General features: G+C 74.3%; 25 protein-coding genes. 7 read left to right on the top strand and 18 right to left on the bottom strand.

Annotation, left to right across the window (positions count from 1 at the left end):
- Positions 1–201: 201 nt before the first annotated feature.
- The 8 genes from BLT52_RS05155 to BLT52_RS05190 all read right to left on the bottom strand — a co-directional run bounded on the left by BLT52_RS05155 (position 202) and on the right by BLT52_RS05190 (position 8,009).
- Positions 202–1,248, bottom strand: a complete 1,047-nt coding sequence (locus tag BLT52_RS05155) for a hemolysin family protein (protein ID WP_090591266.1) — start codon at positions 1,246–1,248, stop codon at positions 202–204.
- The gene (locus BLT52_RS05160) at positions 1,241–2,599 is read right to left on the bottom strand and encodes a hemolysin family protein (protein ID WP_090596321.1); all 1,359 of its coding nucleotides are present in this window, start codon (positions 2,597–2,599) and stop codon (positions 1,241–1,243) included. Before BLT52_RS05160 ends, BLT52_RS05155 begins: the two co-directional genes overlap by 8 nt.
- 214 nt (positions 2,600–2,813) lie before the next feature.
- Positions 2,814–4,346 carry an FAD-dependent monooxygenase gene (locus BLT52_RS05165; RefSeq protein ID WP_090591268.1) on the bottom strand — a complete coding sequence of 511 codons (1,533 nt, stop codon included), beginning with the start codon at positions 4,344–4,346 and terminating at the stop codon, positions 2,814–2,816.
- Between the two features lie 40 nt (positions 4,347–4,386).
- Positions 4,387–5,001 (bottom strand): trimeric intracellular cation channel family protein, encoded by a 615-nt coding sequence (locus tag BLT52_RS05170; RefSeq protein WP_231946507.1) that lies wholly within the window; start codon positions 4,999–5,001, stop codon positions 4,387–4,389.
- A 129-nt stretch (positions 5,002–5,130) separates the two neighbouring features.
- Positions 5,131–6,393 (bottom strand): APC family permease, encoded by a 1,263-nt coding sequence (locus tag BLT52_RS05175; RefSeq protein ID WP_090591271.1) that lies wholly within the window; start codon positions 6,391–6,393, stop codon positions 5,131–5,133.
- Between the two features lie 245 nt (positions 6,394–6,638).
- Entirely contained in the window at positions 6,639–6,905 is a 267-nt protein-coding gene (locus tag BLT52_RS05180) for a DUF1540 domain-containing protein (protein ID WP_231946508.1), read from the bottom strand.
- Positions 6,906–7,047: 142 nt separating this feature from the next.
- Positions 7,048–7,344 (bottom strand): DUF503 domain-containing protein, encoded by a 297-nt coding sequence (locus BLT52_RS05185; protein WP_090591276.1) that lies wholly within the window; start codon positions 7,342–7,344, stop codon positions 7,048–7,050.
- Between the two features lie 53 nt (positions 7,345–7,397).
- Entirely contained in the window at positions 7,398–8,009 is a 612-nt protein-coding gene (locus tag BLT52_RS05190) for a maleylpyruvate isomerase family mycothiol-dependent enzyme (RefSeq protein WP_172804104.1), read from the bottom strand.
- 94 nt (positions 8,010–8,103) lie between these two features.
- Here BLT52_RS05190 and BLT52_RS05195 point away from each other — a divergent pair, with 94 nt between their 5' ends.
- Positions 8,104–8,952, top strand: coding sequence for an NAD-dependent epimerase/dehydratase family protein (locus tag BLT52_RS05195; protein ID WP_090591280.1), 849 nt, complete (start codon positions 8,104–8,106; stop codon positions 8,950–8,952).
- A 433-nt stretch (positions 8,953–9,385) separates the two neighbouring features.
- On the opposite strand, the gene BLT52_RS05200 is transcribed toward BLT52_RS05195, so the two are convergent.
- Positions 9,386–9,907 carry a DinB family protein gene (locus BLT52_RS05200; RefSeq protein WP_090591282.1) on the bottom strand — a complete coding sequence of 174 codons (522 nt, stop codon included), beginning with the start codon at positions 9,905–9,907 and terminating at the stop codon, positions 9,386–9,388.
- 180 nt (positions 9,908–10,087) lie between these two features.
- Between BLT52_RS05200 and BLT52_RS05205 the strand changes: the two genes are divergently transcribed.
- Genes BLT52_RS05205 through BLT52_RS05215 form a run of 3 tightly spaced genes read left to right on the top strand, consistent with a single transcriptional unit; the run spans position 10,088 to position 11,789 of the window.
- A complete protein-coding gene (locus tag BLT52_RS05205; protein WP_090591285.1) occupies positions 10,088–10,732 on the top strand; it encodes an FMN-dependent NADH-azoreductase in 645 nt (214 codons plus the stop codon).
- 47 nt (positions 10,733–10,779) lie between these two features.
- On the top strand, positions 10,780–11,379 hold the full coding sequence (locus BLT52_RS05210; RefSeq protein ID WP_090591287.1) for a TetR/AcrR family transcriptional regulator: 600 nt from the start codon (positions 10,780–10,782) through the stop codon (positions 11,377–11,379).
- A complete protein-coding gene (locus BLT52_RS05215; protein ID WP_090591289.1) occupies positions 11,376–11,789 on the top strand; it encodes a hypothetical protein in 414 nt (137 codons plus the stop codon). Before BLT52_RS05210 ends, BLT52_RS05215 begins: the two co-directional genes overlap by 4 nt.
- 12 nt (positions 11,790–11,801) lie before the next feature.
- On the opposite strand, the gene BLT52_RS05220 is transcribed toward BLT52_RS05215, so the two are convergent.
- Positions 11,802–12,137, bottom strand: a complete 336-nt coding sequence (locus tag BLT52_RS05220; RefSeq protein ID WP_090591291.1) for a TFIIB-type zinc ribbon-containing protein — start codon at positions 12,135–12,137, stop codon at positions 11,802–11,804.
- A gap of 88 nt (positions 12,138–12,225) precedes the next feature.
- Between BLT52_RS05220 and BLT52_RS05225 the strand changes: the two genes are divergently transcribed.
- Together BLT52_RS05225 and BLT52_RS05230 are read left to right on the top strand one after the other, a co-directional pair.
- A complete protein-coding gene (locus tag BLT52_RS05225; protein WP_090591294.1) occupies positions 12,226–13,509 on the top strand; it encodes a sigma-54-dependent transcriptional regulator family protein in 1,284 nt (427 codons plus the stop codon).
- 134 nt (positions 13,510–13,643) lie between these two features.
- The gene (locus tag BLT52_RS05230) at positions 13,644–15,281 is read left to right on the top strand and encodes an alkaline phosphatase D family protein (protein WP_090596324.1); all 1,638 of its coding nucleotides are present in this window, start codon (positions 13,644–13,646) and stop codon (positions 15,279–15,281) included.
- Positions 15,282–15,573: 292 nt separating this feature from the next.
- On the opposite strand, the gene BLT52_RS05235 is transcribed toward BLT52_RS05230, so the two are convergent.
- Positions 15,574–16,317, bottom strand: a complete 744-nt coding sequence (locus BLT52_RS05235; RefSeq protein ID WP_090591295.1) for a YceI family protein — start codon at positions 16,315–16,317, stop codon at positions 15,574–15,576.
- Between the two features lie 117 nt (positions 16,318–16,434).
- Between BLT52_RS05235 and BLT52_RS05240 the strand changes: the two genes are divergently transcribed.
- Entirely contained in the window at positions 16,435–16,980 is a 546-nt protein-coding gene (locus BLT52_RS05240) for an AAA family ATPase (RefSeq protein WP_090591298.1), read from the top strand.
- Positions 16,981–16,999: 19 nt separating this feature from the next.
- Here BLT52_RS05240 and BLT52_RS05245 read toward each other — a convergent pair whose 3' ends face one another.
- From BLT52_RS05245 to pepN, 7 genes are all read right to left on the bottom strand, one after another.
- Complete coding sequence (locus BLT52_RS05245; RefSeq protein ID WP_090591301.1) at positions 17,000–17,749, bottom strand: DinB family protein; 750 nt, start codon at positions 17,747–17,749, stop codon at positions 17,000–17,002.
- A 93-nt stretch (positions 17,750–17,842) separates the two neighbouring features.
- Positions 17,843–19,024 (bottom strand): type II toxin-antitoxin system HipA family toxin, encoded by a 1,182-nt coding sequence (locus tag BLT52_RS05250; RefSeq protein ID WP_172803991.1) that lies wholly within the window; start codon positions 19,022–19,024, stop codon positions 17,843–17,845.
- A 44-nt stretch (positions 19,025–19,068) separates the two neighbouring features.
- Entirely contained in the window at positions 19,069–19,272 is a 204-nt protein-coding gene (locus BLT52_RS05255; RefSeq protein WP_172803992.1) for a type II toxin-antitoxin system Y4mF family antitoxin, read from the bottom strand.
- 191 nt (positions 19,273–19,463) lie between these two features.
- Positions 19,464–20,192, bottom strand: a complete 729-nt coding sequence (locus BLT52_RS05260) for an HAD family hydrolase (RefSeq protein ID WP_090591307.1) — start codon at positions 20,190–20,192, stop codon at positions 19,464–19,466.
- On the bottom strand, positions 20,189–21,091 hold the full coding sequence (locus tag BLT52_RS05265; RefSeq protein ID WP_090591309.1) for a bifunctional methylenetetrahydrofolate dehydrogenase/methenyltetrahydrofolate cyclohydrolase: 903 nt from the start codon (positions 21,089–21,091) through the stop codon (positions 20,189–20,191). Before BLT52_RS05265 ends, BLT52_RS05260 begins: the two co-directional genes overlap by 4 nt.
- Complete coding sequence (locus BLT52_RS05270) at positions 21,091–21,732, bottom strand: cyclodeaminase/cyclohydrolase family protein (protein ID WP_090591311.1); 642 nt, start codon at positions 21,730–21,732, stop codon at positions 21,091–21,093. The genes BLT52_RS05265 and BLT52_RS05270 overlap by 1 nt, the downstream gene beginning before the upstream one ends.
- 118 nt (positions 21,733–21,850) lie before the next feature.
- Positions 21,851–24,262 carry an aminopeptidase N gene (gene pepN, locus BLT52_RS05275; protein ID WP_090591314.1) on the bottom strand — a complete coding sequence of 804 codons (2,412 nt, stop codon included), beginning with the start codon at positions 24,260–24,262 and terminating at the stop codon, positions 21,851–21,853.
- Between the last annotated feature and the right edge of the window lie 81 nt (positions 24,263–24,343).

The raw sequence follows: 24,343 nt of genomic DNA on the forward strand, positions 1-24,343 counted from the left end.
CCCGGGCGGTGCGCCGGGCTGGTGGCCCGATGCTGCCGTACCCGGCTCCCCGGCGGAAGGGCCGTAACCGACCCGTTACCGGGTGCGGCGGAAAAGTTGTGATCCGGATCTGCCGCGGACGACACGCCGCCGGCCCCGGCGGACGCACCGCCGGGGCCGGGGAGGCAGCAGGACCCGCTCCGTGTCGTGTCGAGCAGGGGTTCAGTCGGCGGTGCTGGTGGCGTCCTCCACCTCACCCACCAGCTCCTCGATGATGTCCTCCAGGAACAGCACCCCGGTCGGGGTGCCCTCGGTGTCGTAGCTGGTGGCCACGTGCGAGCCGGCGGTGCGCATGGAGGCCAGCGCGTCCTCGAGGTCGGCGTTGCGGGGCACCGAGCTGAGGGTGCGGATCCGCTTGGCCGGGACCGGTTGGTCGCGGCTGTCCGCACCGGTCAGGTCCAGGACGTCCTTGAGGTGCAGGTACCCCGTCGGCGTCCCCTCGCGGTCGGTGAGGATGTAGCGGGAGAAGCCGTGGGAGGCCACCGCCCGCTGCACCTCCGCCGGGCTGGCGTGCTCGGACAGCACCACCATCTGGTCCAGCGGCACCTCCACGTCGCTGACCTTCTTCTCGGTGAACTCGAAGGCGGCGGTGAGGGCGCCGGTGCGGTCGGTCAGCGTCCCCTCGCGGGTGGACTGCTCCACGATGGTGGCCACCTCCTCCAGCGTGAAGGTGCTGGAGGCCTCGTCCTTGGGCTCGACCCGGAACAGCCGGAGCACCGCGTTGGCCACCCCGTTCAGCGACCAGATCACCGGTCGCAGCACGCGGGAGACCATCACCAGCGGCGGGGCCAGCAGCAGCGCCGCCCGGGTGGGCAGCGAGAAGGCCAGGTTCTTGGGGACCATCTCGCCGAACACCACGTGCAGGAAGGTGACCAGCACCAGCGCGATCACGAAGGCGACGACGCCGATCACGTCCACCGGCAGCGGCGTCAGCCCCAGCGGGTACTCCAGCAGGTGGTGGATCGCCGGCTCGGAGACGTTGAGGATCAGCAGCGAGCAGACCGTGATGCCGAGCTGGCTGGTGGCCAGCATCAAGGTGGCGTGCTCCATCGCCCAGAGGGTGGTCAGGGCGGCGCGGCTGCCCTCCTCCGCGCGTGGCTCGATCTGGGAGCGCTTGGCCGAGATGACGGCGAACTCGGCCCCCACGAAGAAGGCGTTGAGGGCCAGCAGCACGAACAGCGCCGCGATCCCCGGTGCGTACTCAGCCACGGTCGGCTCCGTCCTGCTCGTCGGTCCCGGTGGCAAGGGTGCCTGCCGGGTCGTCATCGGTCGGGGTGTAGCGCAGCCGGTCCACGCGGGCGCCGTCGACGCGCTCCACCCGGAGCACGCCCTGGGTGATGGAGACCTCGTCGCCCAGCACCGGGAGCCGGTCGAGCTGGTCGATCACGTACCCGCCGACGGTGTCGTACTCATCCTCGTCGGGCACCCGGACGCCGGTGCGGTCCAGCAGCTCGTCGGGGCGCAGGGAGGCGTTGAAGACGATGGAGTCGTCGCCGTGGCGGACCAGCCCGACGCGGGTGCGGTCGTGCTCGTCCTCCAGCTCACCGACGAGCTCCTCGACCAGGTCCTCCAGGGTGACGATCCCGGCGGTGCCGCCGTGCTCGTCGGTCACCACCGCGATCTGGAAGCCGGCCCGGCGCAGCAGGCCGAGCAGCCGCTCGACCCCCATCAGCTCCGGCACCCGCAGCGGCTCGACCATCAGGTCGGCCACCCGGAGGGAGGTCAGCTCCTCCGCGCCCAGCCCGAAGGCGGCCTTGACGTGCACCACGCCGACGATGTCGTCGACGTCGACCCCGGTGACCGGGAAGCGGGAGTAGCCGGTGCTGCGGGCCAGCTCGAGGATGGCGCCGGCCGGGTCGTCGTCGTCCAGCTTGGCCATCTTGACCCGGGGGGTCATCACGTCGTTGGCCGAGTGGTCGCTGAAGCGCAGCGTCCGGTTGAGCAGGGTGGCGTGGTCGGCGTCGAGGATGCCCTCCATCGCCGAGCGGCGCACCAGGGAGGACAGCTCCTCGGCGCTGCGGGCCCCCGACAGCTCCTCCTTGGGCTCGATGCCCATGCTGCGGATGACGGCGTTGGCCGTGTTGTTGAACAGCAGCACCAGCGGCTTGAACACCGTGGTGAAGGCGATCTGGAAGGGGACCACGATCTGGGCCGTGCGGAGCGGGAGGGCCAGGGCGAAGTTCTTCGGCACCAGCTCCCCGACCAGCATGGACAGCAGGGTGGCCAGCGTGACCCCGGCGACGGTGCCGATCACCGGGACGCTCGCCTCGGGGAGCCCGAGGGAGACCAGCGGTGACTCCAGCAGCCGGCTGAACGCGGGCTCGAAGGTGTAACCGGTCAGCAGCGTGGTGAGCGTGATGCCCAGCTGGGCGGCCGACAGGTGGGTGGAGGTGGTGCGCAGGGCGCTGATGGTGGGCGCCAGGCGCTTCTCGCCGCGCTCCTGGCGGGCCTCCAGCTCACCGCGGTCGAGGTTGACCAGCGAGAACTCCGAGGCGACGAAGAGGCCGGTGCCGATCGTCAGCACGAGGCCGACACCGAGCATCAGGAGGTCGAAGGTCATCATCACCTCGACCGGGTGGATCGGGCGCGACCGGCGGAGCGGTGGCGCGGACGGAGGGCCCCATGGCGGGGCTCGGGACTCGGAGGATCACCCATGGGTCGAGATGCTACCGGCCGGCTCCTCGCCGTGGCGCCGTCCGACGGTGGTGGGCGGCCCCCTGTCCCGGTCCGGGCCCCGGCGGGTCCGGTCGGCCCGGGGACGCGGTTCCCGGGGGTCAGGGGTGGGGGTGCCGGGCCCCGGGCAGGAAGCCGAGCTCGGCCAGGGCGGCGTCGAAGACCGCCGCCGCGCGTGCGGGCGACGCGGCCGCCGCGACGAACCCGTCGGGGCGGACCAGCAGCCACCGCCCCGGGACCAGACCCAGCTCCGGGCGGGGGGAGAAGCGGTGGGTCCGGGTCACCAGGGAGGGCAGCCCGGTCAGCGCTGGGAGCTCGGTGCCGTAGCCGTGCACCTGCCAGTCGGCGCTGCGCAGCGACTCGTGGTTGTCCCCGGTCCAGGGGAGCCGCCGACCCACCACCGGGTCGCGCCGGCCACGGCTGCGCCGCCGGTGCTCCGGTGAGCGCCAGTAGTGGATCCGCAGCTGTCCGACGTAGCCGGCCAGCCGCCGGGCCACCGGCAGCCGGCCGACCACCAGCGAGACCACGGGGGCGAGCAGCGGCACCGCCAGACGGCGGGCCAGGACGGCTGCCCGGGACCGGTCCACCACCGCCGTGAAGACGCGGTCGGTGCTGCCGACCAGCCGCAGCGCCACCGGCCGCCGCTCCAGGTCGTGGTGGTCGAGGTGGTCCTCACCCGCCTGGCCGGCGAGCACCGCGGCCAGCTTGAAGGCCAGCCCGTGCGCGTCCTGCAGACCGGTGTTCATGCCCTGCCCACCGACCGGGGAGTGCACGTGGGCGGCGTCCCCGGCCAGCAGCACCCGCCCCCGGCGGAAGGACTCCGCGACCTTGTGGTGCACGCGGTAGGAGGAGAACCACCGCAGGTCGGAGACCCGGACGTCGAAGCGCTCGCCCAGCTCGGCGGTGACCCGCTGCGGGTCGGCCTCCTCGCCGTCGCCCAGCACCCCGATCAGCCGGTGCCGTCCGGGCCCGAGCGGGAAGGTCAGCAGGAAGCGGTCGGCCCCCGCCCGCAGGGTGATGCGCCCCTCCTCGAGACCCTCGACGGTGGCGGCGTCGGCGACCCAGAACGTCTGGGCGGCGGTGCTGCCGCGGAAGGCGATGCCGGTCTGCTGCCGCACGGTCGAGCCGGCGCCGTCGGTTCCGACGCACCAGCGGGCGGTCACCGTGCGAGGTCCGGACGGCGTGGCCAGCAGGGCGCGGACCCGTCCGTCCCCCTGGTGCAGCTCGAGCAGCCGGGAGGACCACGCGACGTCGGAGCCCAGCTCCCGCAGCCGTGCGCCCAGCAGCCTCTCGTTCTCGGACTGCTCGAGCACGTGGACGCCCGGGTGCGGCGACTGCATCCCCATCATCACCGCGAGCGGCACGACCCCGGGTGCCGGCCGCCGCTCCCAGCCGGGTCGCAGCCCCGAGGCCCAGCTGACCCGGTCGCGGACGGCGTCCACCATCCCCAGCTGGGCGTAGAGCTCCATCGAACAGGCCTGCAGCACCACGGCACGCGACTCCCGGGTCGGGCCGGTGCCCTCGTCGACCAGCACGTGGTCGACCCCGAGGCGGGCCAGCCAGCAGGCCAGCATCAGCCCGGTGGGTCCCGCGCCCACCACCAGCACGTCGGTGTCCAGCGTGGCAGCGGCCATGGGTCCACGATAGGCCGCCCGGGCGCCGGAACGGCGGCTCTCAGTCGCTGCTGAGGGCGCGCGGGATCTCCCAGGAGTAGCGCAGCGCGAGCACCCGGATGGTGATGCACACCGCAGCACCGGCGGCGGAGATCCACGGGGCCTGGTACCCGGCCGACCAGGCGACCACCACCACCGCGGCCCCGGCCAGCGCCGCCACCGCGTAGACCTCCTGGCGGAGCACCAGCGGCGTCCGTCCGGCCATCACGTCCCGCAGCACCCCGCCGCCGATCCCGGTCAGCATGCCGAGCAGCGCGGCGGCGAGGGGGTTGAGCCCGTGCTGGAGGGCCTTGGTGGCGCCGGTGACGCAGAACAACCCCAGGCCGAGGGCGTCGAAGTAGTTGATGTGGCGCTCGATCCGCCCCAGCCCGGGGTGGAAGCGGAAGGTGACCAGGGCCGCGACCAGGGGCACCAGCAGGTAGCGCCAGTCGGCCAGGGTGGCGGGCGGCACCGCGCCGATCAGCACGTCGCGGACCATGCCGCCGCCCAGGCCGGTGAGCCCGGCCAGCACCAGCACGCCGAAGACGTCGAGCCGGTTGCGGACGCCCACCAGGGCGCCGGAGAGGGCGAAGACGAAGGTGCCGGCCAGGTCCAGGGCCAGCAGGACGGGACTCACCTCGGGCCGTTCCCCGGCCGGACGGGAGTCTGCACCCGATCACGATAGCCACTCCGCCCGGCACGGCAGCCGCACCCGCGGACCGGGGCGCCTCCTCGGTGACGGGTCGCGGCGGTCGGGAGGACGCCGTCAGCGGGCGCGTGCCGCGGCCCGGCGGCTCAGCAGGCGGTAGCCGATGCCGACGGCGAAGACGCCCAGCCCGGCGAGCACGGAGGAGATCGGCAGGGTGGCCACGAGGACGACGCAGCCGACGGCTCCCACGACCTGCAGCGCCCTGGGGAAGCGGCGGTGGGTGCCCTCCTGGGTGAACGCGGCCAGGTTGGCGACCAGGTAGTACAGCAGCACCCCGAAGGAGGAGAACCCGATCGCGCCGCGGAGGTCCACCACCAGGACGAGCACGCAGACGAGGACCGCGAGCGCGATCTCGGCGTGGTGGGGCACGCGGTGGCGGGGGTGGACGGCGGCCAGCCACCGCGGCAGGTCCTCCTCGCGCGCCATGGCCAGGCTGGTGCGCCCGATGCCCGCGATCAGGGCGAGCAGCGCCCCCAACGAGGCGGCCGCGCCACCGATGCGGACCACCGGGGCCGCCCAGGACCAGGTGCTCGCGTCGACGGCTGCCGCGAGCGGGGCGGGGGTCGCGGCGGTCCCGTCGGGGCCGAGCACGGCGAGCACCGTGACGGCGATGGTCGCGTAGACCAGGACGGTGATCCCCAGCGCGACCTGGATCGCCCGCGGGATCGTGCGCCCGGGGTCACGCACCTCCTCGCCCAGGGTCGCGATCCGCGCGTAGCCGGCGAAGGCGAAGAACAGCAGTCCGGCCGACTGCAGCACCCCGTACCAGCTGGCGCCGCCTGCTCCGGAGAGGGTCACGCGTGACCACTGCGGGTCCGCCCCGAGGAGGTTGGACAGCACCACCACGGCCAGGGCGGTCAGCACCACGGTCACGATGATCCGGGTCAGGGCGGCGGTGCGGGTGATCCCCCGGTAGTTGACCGCGGTCAGGCCGGCCACGGCGGCGACCGCCACCGGCGCCTCCCACCCCGCCGGCGCGGCGTAGGCGGCGAAGGTCAGCGCCATGGCGGCGCAGCTGGCGGTCTTGCCGATGACGAACCCCCACCCGGCCAGGTAGCCCCACCACGGGCCGAGGCGTTCGCGGCCGTAGACGTAGGTGCCACCGGAGGTGGGGTACTGCGCGGCGAGCTGGGCCGAGGCGGTCGCGTTGGCGTAGGCCACGACGGCGGCCAGGGCGAGCCCGACGAGCAGTCCCGCGCCAGCAGCCTGCGCCGCCGGGGCGAACGCCGCGAACACCCCGGCGCCGATCATCGAGCCCAGCCCGATGACCACCGCGTCGCCGGTGCCGAGACGCCGGGCGAGTGCTCGGTGCTGGCTCACGGGCGAGCCGGCCGTGTGTGCGCAGAGGCCGGGAGGCGGCCGGGGGGTGTCGCGCTGCTCGGCCTGGGCTCGAGAGCGGTGGACGGGTCGGCCATCAGAGCGCTCCTGCGGTCGACGGATGATGTCGACATCGTAGGCCGCGCCGGATGGCGACGTGGACGGCCGCCGGGGGGATTCCCACTGGAGCGCGCGGCACCCGCCCGCTCCGGGGCGCCGTCAGCGTGACCGGGCGGCGCGGTGCCGGGTCAGGAGGTCTGGTAGGTGAGGCAGTCCGCCGGGTCCTCCCGGCGTCCCACCCGGATGAACTCGGCGTGGCACTCCAGCCCGGAGTTGTGGGTGCAGTCCTGACGGTGGCAGGCGCCGACGAAGGCGACGTTCTGGCTCAGCCCGCCGTCGGCGCCGAGCTCGATGAAGGTGCCGCAGCCGGCGTGGGCGCCGGTGACGTTGATGGCCCCGGCGTGGCAGGCGGTGTCGTGGTTGTACGAGCAGCCGTCGACAGTGCACTCGCTCACGGGGGGAAGGTCGGTGACGGTCATGTCGGTCCTCCTTGGTGCTCGGCCCGTGGTCGGGTCCGGTCCTGCCACGGTAGGCCTGCACCCCCTCGGTCAGGGAAGACTGAGAAGCGTCAGGGCAGGCTCACCTCACCGGCCCGGCTCAGTCGTCCTCGCTGTGGCGCAGGCCCCTCCGGGTGGACAGCAGGTCCAGCTCGGGACGTCGGGCGACGGCCCGCTCGACCGCGTCGAGGACGTCCACCACGTGCGCCCGGTCGGCGGCCACCACCCCCACCCCGACCGCCGCGCGGCGGTGCAGGTCGAGGTGACCGGTCTCGGCCACCGACACCTCGAAGCGCCGGCGCAGCTCGGCCACCACCGGCCGCACCACCGAGCGCTTCTCCTTGAGCGAGTGCACGTCACCGAGCAGCAGGTCGCACTCCATCCAGCCGATCCACACCCGACCACCGTAGGGGCGGCCCCGCCGTGGCGGGAGGGCTCGGCCGTGGTGTCTCAGCCGAGGCGTCGCTGCAGCAGCGCGGCGCCCGGTCCGCTGAGGTCCTGGGCCGCCCCGGCCCGCCCGGCCAGCACCATCAGGACGGCCTCGCCCGGCCCCGCGGCCTCCGGTCCCCGCCCCCGGGACCAGTCCAGGTCGGTGGCCACCAGCCGGACCCCGCGGGCGTGCCAGAACCCGCGCAGCGGCGGGGCGGTGACGGAGAAGGGGAGGGTGACCAGCAAACGGTCGGGCGGGACCCGGCGGGGCAGCCCGAGCGGCCGGCGGATGTCCTGGTGGTGGACCAGCGCGTCCACCAGCCCGACGCGTCCGCCCATGCCGGCCGTGGTCCCCTGCGGGGTGAGGTGGGAGCGCAGGAACGCCACCAGCTCCTCCGGGCTGCGCCGACGGTAGTCGGCCAGGGCGACGTCGTTGAGCCGACCCGGGCGCAGCCTCGCGCGCAGCAGCCGGCGGCCGAGGTCGGCGGGGCCGTGCTCCTCGTAGCTCACCAGGTGCGCGACCACGTCGTGCACGCGCCAGCCCCGGCACAGGGTGGGGTGCTCCCACTGCCCGGGGTTCAGGCTCTCCAGCAGGTCGGCCAGCTCGCCCCGCTCGGCCCGCGCCATCTCCATGACATCCACCGCTGCTCCTCCTCGCGCCGCCTCGACGCTAGCGTGCCGGGCGGCCGGGGACGGGTGGGCACAGCCGATGGGGCAGAGTGGCGGCATGCGCATCGCGGTCACCGGAGGATCAGGAAAGCTCGGACGCACGGTCGTGCGGGAGCTGAGGGGCTACGGCCACGACGTGGTGGCACTGGACCGGGTGGGGGAGCGCGCGCCGGGCTTCGTGGCCGTGGACACCACCGACTTCGGGCAGGTGGTGGACGCCCTCGCCGGGGTGGACCGCGGGGACCCGGTGGAGGCGCTGGTGCACCTCGCGGCCATCCCCGCCCCGGGTCTGGCCACCGACGTCGCCACCTTCCACAACAACATGGTGACCACGTTCAACCTCTTCTGGGCCGCGGTCCGGCTGGGCATCGACAAGATCGTCTACGCCTCCAGCGAGACCGTCCTCGGTCTGCCCTTCGACACCCCGCCGCCCTACATCCCGGTGGACGAGGAGTACCCGGCCCGGCCGGAGTCGGTGTACTCCCTGGTCAAGCACCTGGAGGAGACCATGGCGGCCGAGCTGTGCCGCTGGCAGCCGGGCCTGTCGATCAGCGCCTTCCGCTTCTCCAACGTGATGGAGCCGGCCGACTACGCCGCCTTCCCCGGCTACGACGACGACGCCGTCGCCCGGAAGTGGAACCTCTGGGGCTACATCGACGCGCGCGACGGCGCCCTCGCGATCGAGCGCGCGCTGCAGCGGGCGCCGCAGGGCTTCGACTGCTACATCATCGCCAACGCCGACACCGTGATGACCCGGCCCAACGACGAGCTGGTGGCCGAGGTGTTCCCGGAGGTGGAGTACCGCCCCACCGAGGGGCCGAACGACACCCTGCTGTCCATCGACAAGGCCCGTCGGGTGCTGGGCTTCGAGCCGCAGCACTCCTGGCGCTCCGAGGTCACGGCCTAGGTCCGCCCGAGGTCACGGCCTGGGTCCGCCCGGCGGGAGCGTCCCGTGGGGGCCACCGTGGCGCTGGACCGGCTGGCCGACCTGGTGCGCCACTCCGGCGTCCCCGCCGGGGAGCTCCTCGTGGTGCCTGTGCACAACGGACCGCCTCTCCCCGACGTTGCCCCGCCTACGAGCACGTTGCCCCGTCTATAGAGGGGGCTAGGTGACCGTAGACGGGGCAGAGTGCGCAATGGGGGCGGTGGGCTGTGCGGCCGAACGGCGCGGACGTGGTCGCGCTCCCGGACCGCTCCCCATCCGCATCTGTGCACGACGCAGACCGCCCGGATCCACGTTGCCCCACCTGCGGGCACATCGCCCCGCCTATAGGGGGGGCTAGGTGAGCGTAGGCGGGGCACAGTGCGAGATGGGGGCGGTGGGCTGTCGGTGGCGGCCGTCAGTCCGGTCGACGCAGGCCACCCAGGGCGTGGTCCCAGACGGAGCCGTCGAGCTGCTCGCGGACGATGTCCAGATGCCCGGTGTGGGCGGTGTCGTCGACCAGCAGGTGCAGCAGGACGCCCCGGACCGTCTCCTGGCGGTAGCCGCCCCAGGCACCCTCGGGCCACCACGCCGGTACGGCGCCGCTCGGCAGGTGCTCGACGCCGGAGCAAGCCCGGGCGGTGTCCGTGCGGAGCCGGTGCTGCAACGCCCCGAGCGAGAGGTCGGGGTGGTCGTCCCACACGTCCTCCTCGCTGAAGGCCAGAGGGTTCCCGGCGAGGACGTGGTGGAGCCAGAACCAGGTGGAGTCGTGCACGTGGCCGAGGAGTCCGGCCACGGTCCACCCGGAGGGTGCCACGGGGATGCGTACCTGCTCCTCGGTCAGCCCCTCGCTGGACCGGCAGAGCCGTTCGGTGCTCTCCCGGATCCAGCCGAGGAGCTCGGTGGTGACCGGGTCCGGCAGTGCTCGGTTGCTGTTCATGCCCGTAGGTCGGAGCCGCCCGCCAGAACTCGACACGGGTCTCAGGGCGGGGGGCCGGTCGTCCCACCGGCGCTGTCAGGCAGGCTCCTCGGGCCCCACCGGTCGGTCAGGGTGCGGAGGACGGCCGGTCCGGGGTCGACGTCCCGCGGCAGCGGGGGTGCCGACGGCTAGCGTGACCCCGTGCCGACCCTGCTGCAGCTGGACTGCTCCGCCGACCCGACCGCCTCCCGCTCCCGCGAGCTGACCCGCGTCTTCGCCGACGCCTGGCGACGCCGCGGTGACGGCTACGTGGTCCGCCACCGCGACCTGCACGCCGACCCGCTGCCGCACCTGGAGAGCTCGGCCCTGCACTGGCCGGTCAGCGACCCGGGCGCGCTGGGGCTCGACCCCGAGGCGGTGGCCCGCCAGCAGCAGGTGATCCAGGAGCTGCTCGCGGCCGACGTGCTGCTGATCGGGCTGCCGCTCTACAACTACTCCCTCCCCTCCACCCTCAAGGCCTGGCTGGACCGGGTGCACGTGCCGGGGGTGCTGGCGCCCACCGGTGCGGCACCGACGCAGCCGCTGCGGGGGCGCCCGGTCGTGGTGGCCACCACCCGGGGCGGCGCCTACGACCCCGGCACCCCCACCGCGGACTGGGACCACGCCACCCCGGTGCTGCGGATCGTGCTCGGCGAGGCGCTGGGGATGGACGTGCACGTGGTCAGCGCCAGCCTGACCCTGGCCGAGCGGGTGCCGGAGATGGCCGAGCACCGCGAGCGCAGCCGGACCGAGATGGGGGCCGCCCGCAGCGAGCTGGAGCGGCTGGCCGGCTCCCTGGACGTCTGAGTCAACGGGTCTTGCCGGTGGCAACTTTGCGCTGGTAAGTTCAACCCATGGCGACCTACCACCACGGTGACCTCCGCGCGGCCGTGCTGCGTCGCGTCGCCGAGGTCGTCCTCGAGCAGGGCCCCTCCGCTGTCAGCCTGCGCTCGGTGGCCTCCGACCTCGGGGTCAGCCACACCGCGCCGCGGCACCACTTCGGCAGCCTGCGGGGCGTCTTCACCGCCCTGGCGGCGGAGGGCTTCACCACCCTGGCCCGGGACCTGGCGGCCGTCCGGCTCGCGGGCGGCAGCTTCCTCGACGCCGGCGTGGGCTACGTCGCCTTCGCCACCGCCCACCCCGCCCACTTCCAGGTCATGTTCACCCCCGCGCTCTGCGACCCCGACGACCCGGCGCTGGCTTCGGCCCGCCAGGCCTCCTTCGCCGAGCTGGAGCGCAGTGCCCGGGGTGGGGAGACGTCGGAGGACGTGGTGGCCCTGACGGCCTGGAGCGCGGCTCACGGCCTGGCCACCCTGCTGCTGACCGGCAACCTCCAGGACGCCCGCTGGCAGGCCGTGGGGGCCACCCCCGCAGAGCTGGCCCGCAGCACCCTGGCCCGTCTCTTCGACCCGGCCGGCACCGACCCGACCACCAGCACGAGGAGCCCGAGATGACCGGCGCGCAGATGATCTCCAGCGGGGTGGTGGTCATGGTCGTGGTGACCATCGCCTACGGCGGCTCGTTCCTGCTCAAGGTCTCCACCGGCGGGGTGGCCACGAACGAGCTGCAGCGCCGCTTCTACCGCGCGGGCCACGGCCACGCCGGGATCCTGGTGATCCTGGGGCTGGTGGTGCGCCTGCTGCTGGTGCCCGAGCAGGTCCCGGGCTGGAGCCGTCAGCTGGCCGACGCCGTGCTGCTCGCGGCGATCGTGATGCCGGCCGGCTTCTTCCTCTCCGTCCTCGGCCGCGACCCCGAGCGACCGAACCGGCTCAGGGTGCTGATCGGGGTCGGTGGGGCGCTGCTGGTGGTCGGTCTGCTCGGGGGCGGGGCCGGTCTGGTCCTGGGTGGGCTCGCCACCCCCTGAGCCGCCCCGGGCTCAGTCGAAGAGCTCGCCCAGGAAGGACTTGCGACGGCGGCGGTGACCCTGCTGCCCGTAGTGGTGCGGGGAGTCCGGTGAGCCGGGGCTGCCCCAGCGCTGCTGCTGGTACGGCATCGCGGCCTGCGGCGGCGGGTATCCGCCGGGCTGGGCCGGGTACCCGGGCGGCGGCGGGGCCGAGGCCTGGGCGTAGTAGGAGCCCTCGGCCTCGCTCAGCCGCTCCAGCTCGCCTCGGTCCAGGAAGATCCCCTTGCACTGGCTGCACTGGTCGATGGTGATGCCGTTGCGCTCGTACTGACGCATCGGGGACTCGCACTTGGGACACCGCAGTTCCATGGCACGAGCCTACGCCCCGCCTCCCCAGGGGGTGGCTGTCGCTCGACGCACCGTGGTCCTCCGACGGTCCGCACCGTAGGGTTGTGACATGGGTCACGACCGAGCGGTGCCCATCGGGGTGGATCCCTCCCGTCTGGCGAGGGCGCTCCACGACGCCCACGACTCCTTCGTCAGCACGGGGGACGTGCACCCGGCACTCCGCTCGCTGGTGCTGGACTCCTGGCGCCGCAGCGTGGGTGACGGCGTGGACCCGGAGCACCAGCTGGCCCCCATCCGGCTCGACGACGCCGCCCTGGCCGACGTGCGTGCCGCGCACCCGCTCCGCACCGTGATGCCGGTGATCCGCCGGCTGCTGACCGACAGCGCCACCGACGCCGGGCTGATGGTCGCGGTCAGCGACGCGGTCGGGCAGCTGCTCTGGGTCGAGGGCGACCCCGTGCTGCGCGCCAGGGCCGAGGCCACCCACTTCGTGGCCGGGGCCGACTGGTCGGAGGGGGCGATCGGCACCAACGCCCCCGGGACGGCCCTGGCGCTGGGCGAGGCGGTGCAGATCTTCGGTCCCGAGCACCTCTCGCGCCCGGTCGCCTCCTGGAGCTGCTCGGCCTCCCCGATCCGCGACCCCGACACCGGTGCCGTGCTGGGGGTGCTCGACCTCTCCGGGGGTCCGGACGTGGTGTCGCTGTCCAGCGTGGGGCTGGTCCGGGCCACCGTCGCGGCGGTCGAGGCCCAGCTTCGGATCGAGCGGCTCACTCCCACCCGACCCCGCGCCCGGGCGTCCGGCTCCCGCTCCCGACCGCGGATCGACGTCCTCGGCACCCACGCCGCCGCCGTGCAGCACTGGGGGACCACCACCCGGCTGACCCTGCGCCACAGCGAGCTGGTGCTGCTCCTGGCGATGTCCGCCGACGGCCTCACCGCGGGGCAGCTCGCGGTGGCGCTGAGCGAGGACGAGCTCCCCGAGGTGACCATCCGGGCCGAGCTGTCCCGGCTCCGGACGGTGCTGACGCCGCTGGAGCTGCTGTCGCGGCCCTACCGGTTCGGCGAGGAGGTCGACACCGACGTGGTCCGGCTCCGCCGCCTGCTGGCTTCGGGGGCGCTGCGACGGGCGGTCGCCCTTTACCGCGGTCCGGTGCTGCCGATGTCCCAGGCCCCGGCGGTGGAGCAGCTGCGCGACGACCTGCACCTGCAGCTGCGGTCGGCCCTGCTGGGTGCTGACGACGCCGACGCCCTGCTCGCCTTCGCCGACACCCCCCACGGGCGGTACGACCTCGAGGTGTGGGAACGGGGGCTGGAGTGCCTGCCGGCCTCGTCGCCGCGTCGGTTCCAGGTGGAGGAGCACGTCCGTGCCCTCGAGGTCGAGCACGGTCTCTGACCGCACGCGTCCTGCTCGCCGCCGGGCGGGACGGCCCGGCGTGCGCGCGGGGACGTCGAGCCGATGTGCGCTGTTCCACGGGCTGTCACCTGCTGGTGCGGGCCCCGTCGCCCGGGGCGACCAGCGTCGTGGGCATGGAACCCACCCCCTCCAGAAGGACCCTGCTCACCGCCGGGCTGGTCGGCACCGCAGCCGTCGCAGCCAGCCCCTCCGTCCTCCCGACCGCGGCGGTCGCCGCCCCGGTCCCGCGCACCAACCCCTTCACCCTCGGCGTCGCCTCGGGTGACCCGTGGCCCGACAGCGTCATCCTGTGGACGCGGCTGGCCACCGACCCGATGGCCGACGACGGCCGCGGGGGCATGTCCCAGGCCAGCCACCAGCTGCGCTGGGAGGTCGCCTCGGACCAGCGCTTCACCAAGGTGGTCGCCAGCGGCACCGCGACCGCCCGCCCCGAGCACGGCCACGCCGTCCACGTCGAGGCCCGCGGCCTGCGTCCGGGCCGGGAGTACTGGTACCGGTTCCGTCTCGGGCGCCACGTCTCCCGCACGGGCCGGACCCGGACGGCCCCTCGCCGCAACGAGATGCCGTCCGCGCTGGCGATGGCCTTCGCCTCCTGCGCCCACTGGGAGCAGGGCTACTTCTCCGCCTACCGCCGCCTCGCCGACGAGCGACCCGACCTGGTCGTGCACCTGGGCGACTACCAGTACGAGTACGCCGGAGCGACCACCGGCGTCCGCACGCACGAGGGTCCGGAGACCACCACGCTGGCCGGGTACCGGCAGCGCCACGCCCAGTACAAGACCGACCCGGACCTGCAGGCCGCGCACGCGGTGGCGCCGTGGCTGGTCACCTGGGACGACCACGAGGTGGACAACAACTGGGCCGACTCGATCCCGGAGAACGAGGCCGAGCGCCCCGGCTTCCTGTCCCGCCGTGAGGCCGCCTTCCGGGCCTACTACGAGAACATGCCGCTACGGCCCTCCTCGGCGCCGACCGGCTACGACATGCAGCTCTACCGCCGGCTCCAGTGGGGGCAGCTCGCCACCTTCCACATGATGGACACCCGCCAGTACCGCTCGAACCAGGCCTGCGGCGACGGCTGGGACACCGACTGCCCCGAGGCGTCCTCGGCGCGTCGCACCATCACCGGCACGGCCCAGGAGGCCTGGCTGCTGGACGGCTTCCAGCGCTCGCGGGCCCGGTGGGACCTGCTCGGCCAGCAGGTCTTCTTCGCCGAGCGGGACCGCGAGCAGGGGGCGTCCACGACCGTGTCGATGGACGCCTGGGACGGTTACACCGCCAGTCGCCAGCGGATCACCGACGGCTGGCTGGACGGCGGGGTGCGCAACCCCGTCGTGCTGACCGGCGACGTGCACACCCACTGGGCCAACGAGCTCAAGGCCGACTACGACGACCCCGAGGGCCGCAGCGTGGGGACCGAGCTGGTCACCTCCTCGGTCACCTCCGGCGGTGACGGCAGCGACTCGGCCATCGGCAGCTACCCGTGGCAGGCGTGGAACCCCCACATCAAGTTCCAGAACGCCCTGCGCGGCTACGTCTCGACCGTCATCACCCCCGGCGCCATGGACGTCAGCTTCCGCTGCCTGCCCCAGGTGCGCGAGCGGGGCGCGCAGGCCTTCACCCGGGCCCGCTTCGTGGTGGAGGACCGTGACCCGACCCTGCACCTGGTCGAGGACAACCCGATCGACATCGTCCGCCAGTCCCCCGCCCGCCAGGTCGCCGAGACGCTGGCCCTGGAGGACGAGCTCTGAGACCCCCGCACGGCGCGGTCCTCGGCCCTCGGGCGGGGGACCGCGCCCGTGCAACGTCTCTGCAACCTCCCTCCGACTACCGTCGCGCCACCGGCCGCGTCGGGCCCGCGGTGGCCCCTCGTGACCGGCACGAGCTCGGCTCGCGCCACTTCGCCCCCGATGAGGTGGACGGGCCGACCAGGACGACGGACACCCGTCGTCCCAGTTGCGGCGGGCCGTCGCTCCCCCCGAGGCGACGGTCCGCCGCTTCCGTCCGTCCCCGGACCGACACCGGGCCCGGGGTGCTGCGGCCTCAGCGGGTCAGCTGGACCAGGAACTCCACCTGACCGGTGTCCTCGACCTGGACGAAGCCCAGGTTCGGTGCCTCGATGCCCCAGTCCTCGAAGGTGACGTCGATGCTGCCCGAGGCGGCCACGTCCTCGCCGTCGCGGACCACCTCGATGGTGGCGGTGACCTCGCGCGCCTGCCCCACCAGCTCGAGCTCGCCATCGGCCTCGACCTGCACCGGGTCCTCACCCAGCTCCGGCACCGTGACCGGCTCGGTCAGGGTGAAGGTGGCGGTCGGGTGCTCGGAGGCGCGCATCGCCGTGCCGGTGAAGTAGCCGTCGCGGCGCTCGGAGTCGGTGGCGATGGAGGCGACGTCCACCTCGACCACGGCCGCGGTCAGGGCCCCGTCGGCGACCTCAGCGGTCCCGGTGACCTGGTCGGTGCGACCGACCACGGTGACGTCCTCGCCGTTCAGCACCTCGTCGACCCGGTAGCCGGCCTGCGAGCCGTCACCGACGGTCCAGCGTCCGTCGAGCTCGGCCGTGGCGGTGCCCTCGCTGCCGCCCGAGGGGCTGGGGGAGGACGTGCTGCCGGCCCCGGGGGTGGCGGCGGGCTCCGCGGTCCTGCTGGTGGCGTCCCCCACGCTGAGGGGTGGTGGGGCGGCGTCCTGGCTGCGGGCATAGACGATCGGGCCGATGACGGCGCCGAGGACGAGGACGACCGCGACGGCGGCCGCCACCACGACGACGGTGCGCGTGCGCTTCTGCATGGGGGGCTCCTAGAAGGTTGACGGTGCAACAACTGGAGCACGAGCCGGCTCGGCCAAAGGTTCCCAGCCGGGCCAGCGGGTCCTGCAGGACCTGCAGCACCTGCCTATGCTCACCCCGTGCCCTGTCTCGTCCTGGTCAACGGCGGTCCGGCCACGGGCAAGAGCACCCTGGCCCGTCGCTACGCCGAGTCCCGCCCGCCCAGCGTCGTGCTCGAGGTCGACCTGCTCCGCAGCCTGGTGGGGGGCTGGGCGCGGCGCCCGGACCAGGCCGGCCGGCTGGCCCGGCGGATGGCCCTGGCCTGCATCGCACCCGCCCTCGGGGCCGGAGGTGACGTGCTGGTCCCCCAGCTGCTCGGGCGGGTCGACTTCGTGCTCGAGCTCGCCACGACCGCCGAGGGCCTCGGCGTCCCCTTCGTGGAGGTCGCCCTGACCGCTCCTCCCGCGACGGCCGTGCGGAGGTACCGGGAGCGGGCCGCGGCGGCGCGCGAGCAGGTCGAGGTCGCCGATCCCGGGGAGGACCCGGCGGTCGCGGTGCCCCGCTACGAGGCCGCGATCAGGTCGGTGCTGGCGCAGCGTCCCGGCACGGTGCTGATCGGGGCCGACGACGGCGAGGACGCGCTGCCGGCCCTGCTGGAGGCGGTCTCGGCCGCGACCCGCGGCTGAGACCGGCGCGCGGTGTCCCTCAGGCCCGCGCGGCGATCGCGTCGAGGTCGCGGACGGCGAAGCGGAGGTGCTCCCACTCCTCGGTCAGCACGGTGTGCAGGCAGCCGAGGACGGTGAGCGTGCGCTGCGGGTCCCACGGGCCGGCCCGGGGTGCGTCGAGGTCCTCGGCGCGGAGCCCGGCCAGGTGGTCGCGGACCATGGCCAGGCGGTCGGCCCGGACCTCCAGCACCTCGGTCCAGGACGGCGTCGCGTCGGTGAAGACGGAGAGGTCCATGCCGTGCTCGCCGGCGTCGAGGAAGGCCAGCCCGAGCGGGGAGAACGGCTGCTCCCGACCCTGGACGACCTTCCCCAGCCACAGGTCGGTGGCCAGCACCAGGTGCCGCAGGGTCTCCGCGAAGGACCACTCGCCGTCCACCGAGACGTCGACGGTCCCGGCGGGCATGGCCTCCGCCCGCTCGACGGTCGCCGCCCAGGTGCGCTCCAGCGCGGCCCAGCACTCGCGCAGCCCGTCGGGGTCCTCGGCCCGGCGACCGGCCCTCTCGGGGAAGCGGCGCGTGAGCTCGGCCTCGACGTAGGGGACCACGTCGACCCCGTTCACCAGCAGGGTGCTCCGGCCGTCGAGCAGCCACGGGGCGTCGAGGTCGGCGTCCGCGAGGTCCCCGCCGCGCACCACCACCCGGGACAGGTCCACCTCGACGAGTCGGGCCCCGCTGAGGTCGACACCGACCAGCCGCGCGCCACGCAGGTCGTCGCTCCCGAGAGTGGCCATGCCGTCAGGGTGCCACCGCGGGATGCCGTGCACCACCCCCTGCGGCCGGCGCCCGGAGGGCCCCCCGGGTGGCCACCCCGGCTCAGCGGGCGCTCACCCCTCCAGGCTCCGCCGTCGGTGACGCAGGGTCCGGACCAGCCGGGTGCGCCGGAACTGGTCCAGCGGCACGGCGCCCGCCGCCAGCTCCTCGACCATCCCCGCGGTGACGCCCAGCACGTGGTCGAGGACGGACCCGACCGCCCGGGCCGGCAGGCCCACCGAGCTGCCCAGCTCCAGGAAGGACCGCCTGGACAGCCCGTCCAGCCGACCGCCGACAGGGAGCGCCATGGTGTCGTCGCCGTAGCAGACCGTGGCCGGGACGTCGTAGACCGGAGCGGTCCGCCACTCCCCGTCGGCACGCAGCACCGAGACGTTCTTCGCGTGCAGGTCGCCGTTGCCGGTCAGCCAGGCGTAGACCACCTGGATCAGCAGCTGGCGCAGCGCCACCAGCGGGGCACCGCAGACCGCCGCCAGTCGTTCGGCCACCTCTTCGGTGCTGACCGCGTACTTGTCCGCGGGGTAGCGCCCGAGCAGCTGGGCGCCGTCCTCGACCGCCAGCCGGGTCAGCGTGCCGTCGGTGCCGACGCGGCGGTCGAAGCGGGTGACCAGCAGGCCGGGACGACCGGTCCGGTCGTGCACCACCTCGGCCCGGACCACCGGGTGCCGCAGCCGTCGCGCCCGGTGCAGGAACCACGCCTCGTTCTCGACCACGTGGGGGTGCTCGGGGACCTCGAACTTGAGCAGCACGGTTCGGTCCCGCCAGGCCAGCGGGAGGGTCAGCATCCGTCCCGAGGCCTTGTCCTGGACGCCGGCGAGGGAGGAGGGGTCGCCGACGCCCGCCCGGCGCAGCAGGTCGCCGAAGTCCAGGTCGGCCCACGAGTCGACCGGGTCCAGCGCGGGTGCGGTCGCGGTGGGGTCCGCGTCCGCCGCGTCGGCCCCGGTGGGCAGCACCTGCACGTCGCCGACCGGGTCCGCGCCCGAGGCCAGCAGCAGCGTCATGTCGTCGTCGGCGCTCGTCTTCACGTGGCGACGCAGGGCGGTGAGGCGGCGCCCCTCGGGGAGCAGGTTGGCGAAGAACGGCGGGACCGACCGCCCTGGCGTGAGCACCGGCTCGTCGGTGAGGGGGAGGGTGGTCGCCACCGGGGGGCCGCCGGCGGCGAGGTAGCTCGGTTCGTAGCGGAACACCACGCCGTCGGAGGTGCGGGAGAGGCTGGCCGCCACGGTGCCGGCCTTCACGACCGTCGCCTCCCGGACGCGGCGGACGTCCGGCTCCGGCGTGGTCACTCCTGCCGTCCGCGGGTGACCTCGAGCCGGAGACCGAGGGTGGCCAGGAGCTGCTGGAGCTTGTCCAGCCGGACGGTGCTCTTGTCGTGCTCCACCTCGCGCACGAACCGTTCGGACACCCCGGCGAGATCGGCCAGCTCGCTCTGCAGCAGGCCGAGCTCCTTGCGTCGACGTCGGACGGACGACCCCAGACCGGACATGTGTGACCTCCAGATCGGCACGATCATACCGATCCGCCGAGGGAGAGGAGGATGAGCTCGGCTGCAGACGCACCATCGGCACGATCATGCCGATATGGGCCCTGGCGCGCGGATGGCGGTGCCCCGAGGGCTGATCCGGCACGATCGTGCCGTTCTGTCCTCGACCCCGACGGCTGCTGGACGTCATCGGCTCAGAGGTCCGGGCACCCCGCTGTGCCCTGGCCCAGGATCTCCGACGGGACGAGCTCGTGCAGGGTCCGGATCCGGGGCACGTCGACGCCGGCGTGGACGCCGGTGCGGTCCAGCAGGACGGCCCGGAGCCCGGCGGCCAGGGCGCCGCGGACGTCCTTCTCCAGCGAGTCGCCGACCATCAGGACCTCCTCCGGGCGCACCCCGAGCCGCTCGACGGCGGCGGAGTAGGCCAGCGGGTGCGGCTTGCCGAAGGGCAGCGCGGAGGAGGCGATCAGCACGTCGACGTGCTCGGTGAGCCCGGTCCGGTCCAGCTTCTCCTGCTGCTGGTCCTCCTCGCCGTTGGTCAGCACCCCGAGCCGCAGCCCGTCGGCGCGCAGCCGCCGCAGGGTGGGGACGGCGTCGTCGAAGGGGCGCCAGCCCGCCCGGTACCGCTCCAGGTAGCCGGCGAAGGCTGCGTCCGCGGCGGCGTCCTCGGTCAGGTCCAGGTGCCGGGCCAGCTCCCGGACGCGCGCCCGCCGCTGCTCGGCGAAGGTGATCTCCCGGGCCTGCCAGCGCGCGTAGTGCGGCTCGCTCAGCGCTTCCCAACGGGCCACCAGCTCCTCGGGCTCCCCGATCACGCCCAGCGTGGTGGCCCAGGCGACGACCGCCTCGGCGGCCGCGGTGGCCTGGTCGACCAGGGTGTCGTCCAGGTCCAGTAGGACGGTGCTGACCGGCCGGCCCGCGCTCACCGGTGGACGGCGGCCAGCCGGAGCAGGTTGCGGGTGGCCATGGTCACCGTCATCGGCCCGACCCGCGGCACGAAGGCCGAGGCGGTGCCCATGATCGACTCGTCGAAGTTGCGGTAGGAGGAGAAGTTGACGCAGATCGCGCCCTCCCGGATCTCCTCGGCGCGCACCAGCGGGAAGTCCCGCGACGGGACCCCGGTGATCACCAGGTCGGCGGCGGCCAGCGCCTCGGCGCGGGAGACCTCGGCGTCACGGACGGAGTGGGTGTGGCGACCGATCGCGGGGTCGAAGACCACCGAGCCGCTCAGGTCCAGGGACAGCACGGTGGCGCCGTCGTTGGCCAGCATGGCCGACAGCGGTCGGCCGACGATCTCGCTGCGGTTGATCACGCACGCGGTGACACCCTCCAGCGAGGGCGAGGCGCCTGAGCCGCGGAGGCCGGTCTCGTCCAGCAGCTTGAGGATGCCGAGCGGGGTGCAGGGCACGATGGCCCGGCGGGTGTGTGCGTCGTCGAGGAAGCGGCGGTTCTCGTAGAGCAGCCGGCTCCAGAAGGAGTGCATGCCCTCGATGTCCTTGCGGGGGTCGACCAGCTCGCGCAGCCAGCGGTCCTCCACCGGGTCCACCAGCGGGTAGTAGAGGAACATGCCGTCCACGGACTCGTCCGCGTTGGCCCGGCGGACCGCGTCGCCCACCTCGTGCGGCTCCAGCCGCCACAGCTCCATCTCCATGCCCACGGCCTCGGTGCCGCGCTTGGCGTAGGTGGCGTAGGTGTGGGCCGGCCCCTCGTGCTGGGTGAGCAGGCCGACGACCTTGGGCCGGCGGGGCAGCTCCTCGACCTGGGCGCGGATCTCGGCGCGGTAGCGCTCGGCCACCTGCGACGGGTCGATGACCGTGGTCTCCATCAGCGGTCGCCTCCGGGGGTCTGGGGCTCCGCGCTCGGCGGGAGGGCCCGCTCCGCGGCATCCCGGCGCCGGCGCAGGGCCGCCGCCTGCGGGTGCTCGCGGCGTTCCAGCGGGCCGAGGTTGATGTCGGCGGTGCGCAGGGCGGCCCGGGCGGCGCCGGTCAGCAGGTCGCGGCCGGCCAGGGTGTCGCTGACCACGGTCGCCGAGACCGCCGGCTCGACCCGGTCGGCGAGGTCGATCCCGGCCAGGGCCTGCTCCACCAGCTCCAGCGGTCCCTCGGTGGCCGAGACCAGCGCGGTGTCCACGGCCTCGCGGCGGGTGGCGACCTCGGTCTCGTCGCCGCGCGGCAGCCGGTAGGCGGCCATCACGGACTCGAACTCGGCGACGTCGCGGTCGGCGGCGGCGCGGAGCCGGCCGAGCAGCTCGACGCCGTCGGTGCGGGCCTGCTGCAGCTCGCCGGGGTCGGTGTCGGCGTCGTCGCGGTGGGCCCCCGCCAGGGTCACCTCGACCGACATCAGCACCAGGCCGAGGCCCAGGGACGCGGTGACGGCCGCCACCGAACCCCCACCGGGGGTGGGGTCGGCCGAGGCCGTCCGGTCGAGCAGCTCCCCGGCGGGCAGGGTCCACAGGCTGGTGTCCACGGAGCGCGAGCCTAGCCGGGCCGGGCCCCTCGGGTCGCCCTCCGCCCCGAGACCCTTCGCCGCCGGGTCCGGGCCGCACCGAGCGGACCGGCCCCTGGGCCGGCGGCGGGTCCCAGGCCTACGCGGCGGTGGGGCGGCGGGGGAGGTCGTCCAGGCGGTCCTGCCAGGTGCGACGGACCACCGTGGGCAGGTCCCCGGCGAGGGCGCGGTCGAAGGCGGCCAGGTGCTCGTCGGTGAGGGGGACCGAGGGGAAGGCTGCCGCCACGGTGCGGCCGAAGGTGGCCCCGCGGGCGCCGGCCAGGGTCGGGACCACCTCGACGTAGCGCCCCACGTAGGGCAGCACCAGGTCGAGGTGCTCGGGGTCCCAGAAGCCGGCCGCGGTGGCCTCGAAGACCCGGTTGGAGACGTCAGGGTCGGTGGTCAGGGAGCGCCAGGCGGCCTCCTTGGCGGCGGCGGTGGGGATGGCCGCCCGGGCCCGGGCGGCGCCGAGGGTGCCCGTCATCGAGGGGTCGAGCCGCTGCTGGGCGGCCACCCCGTCGGTGTCGAGGGCGCCGAGCTGGGCCAGCCGGGTGGTGGCCAGCCAGCGCAGCGTGGGGTCGAGCGGGACGCCGGTGGAGGTGCGCCCGTCGTCCAGCCACCCGTGCAGCAGCGCGGCGTCGTCGGTGCTGCGGGCGAGTCCACGCAGCAGGTAGGCCGCCACCTCCGCGGACGGGCCGGCGGCCAGGCCGCGGGCGCAGGCGTCGGCCACCCGGGCCAGCGCCGGGGTGGCGGCCCCGGCCGGGAGGTGGCTCGGCACGACGACGTCCAGGGCGGTCTGCACGATGGCCTCGACGAAGGTGGCGCGTGGCTCGGCCGGGAGGTGCGCGGCCAGGAGGTCCAGGTAGTCCTCGCCGCGGGCCTCCCCGCAGCGGACCAGGTCGAAGGCGGTGTTCCAGACCACGGCCCGGGCCGCGGGCTCGGGCAGCGCGGAGAGGCCGCGGGTCAGCACCTCCCAGCTCCGGGCGTCCATCCGGAGCCGGGCGAAGGTGTGGCTGCCGCTGTCGGGGACCACGGCCGCGCCGTCGGGCACCGGCACCGGGTCGTCGCCGAGGTCCACCACCTCGGTGCGCAGCGGGGTGAGGTCCTGGTCGTAGGCGGTGACGGCGAGCCGGTGGCGTCGCGTCCCCTCGCGGACCAGCTCGGGCCCGTCCGGACCGCGCCGGACCCGGATGGTGTCGAAACCGGTGGTGCGCAGCCAGGACTCCACCCAGCCGCGGACGTCCCGGTCGGTCACGGCGTCCAGGGCGTCGACGAAGTCGGTCAGCTCGGTGTTGGCGAAGGCGTGCCGGCTCAGGTAGGCGTCGGTGCCGGCCAGGAAGGTGTCCTCCCCGAGCCAGGTCACCAGCTGCTGCAGGCAGGCGTTGCCCTTGGCGTAGGAGATGGCGTCGAAGTTGCCCAGCGCGGTGTCGACGTCGGGGACCTCCTCGCTCAGCGCGGCCACCGGGTGGGTGGAGCGGCGCTCGTCGGCCAGCAGGGCGTTGCGCTTGGCGCGGATGGTGAAGTCGGCGCGGGCGTCGGCGACCCCGGCAGCGGCCTCGGCCACCTGGTAGCCCATGTAGTCGGCGAAGGACTCCTGCAGCCAGGTGTCCTCCCACCAGCGCATGGTGACCAGGTTGCCGAACCACATGTGGGCCATCTCGTGGGCGATCACCATGGCCCGGGTGCGTCGCTCGGTCTCGGTGGGCGCGGGCGGCAGCAGCTCGTCGCGGTAGGTGACGCAGCCGGGGGACTCCAGCGCGCCCCAGTTCTGGCCGGGGGCGAAGACCTGGTCGTAGGAGTCGAAGGCGAAGGGCTCGGTGAAGGTCCGCCCGTAGTGCTCGAAGCAGGCCTCGGTGACCCGCTGCAGCTCGGGCAGCTCGCGGTCCAAGACCTCGGCCAGCGAGGCGCGGGCGTGCCAGCCGAAGGGCAGCCCGTGGAAGTCCCAGGTCCGGGAGTGCCACGGGCCGGCGCAGACCACGAACATGGGGATCGGGATCGGCGGGGTCGGCGCGAACTCCCACCGGCCGTCCTGCTGGGCGGCGAGCCGGCCGTTGGCCAGCACCGTCCAGCCCTCCGGAGCGAGCACGGTCAGGCTGACCGGGGCCTTGAGGTCGTTCTGGTCGAAGCAGGCGAAGACCCGCTGGGAGAGGTCCATCCCGGTGTAGGCCGAGACGTAGGTGTGGTCGTCGGCGGGGTCGGTGAAGGTGTGCATCCCGGCCCCGTCGGTGACGTAGGGGAGCCGGGCGTCCACGGTGACCTCGTTGGTCGCCTGCAGGTCGGTGAGCGCGATCCGGCCGTCGGCCCAGACGGTCGGTCGGGTGCTGCCGCTCACCGTCACGTCCAGTGCGTCAGCCAGCTCCAGGAACGTCGAGGCCCCGGGCTCGTGGCAGCCGAAGCGGACGGTGGTGGTCGAGCGGAAGGCCGCCCGGTCGGTGAGGTCGAGGGTGATCTCGTAGGAGACGTCCTCGATCAGGGCCGCACGGTCGCGGGCCTCGGGCAGGGAGAGCGGCACCTTCCCAGGGTAGGCGCCGCAGCGCCGGTGAACCGCCGCCCGTCAGCACCCGCCGCCGGGGGAGGCCGTGCCGCCCCGCGC

Origin of the sequence: Auraticoccus monumenti (genome assembly GCF_900101785.1) — a bacterium.
Classification (GTDB): Bacteria; Actinomycetota; Actinomycetes; order Propionibacteriales; family Propionibacteriaceae; genus Auraticoccus; species Auraticoccus monumenti.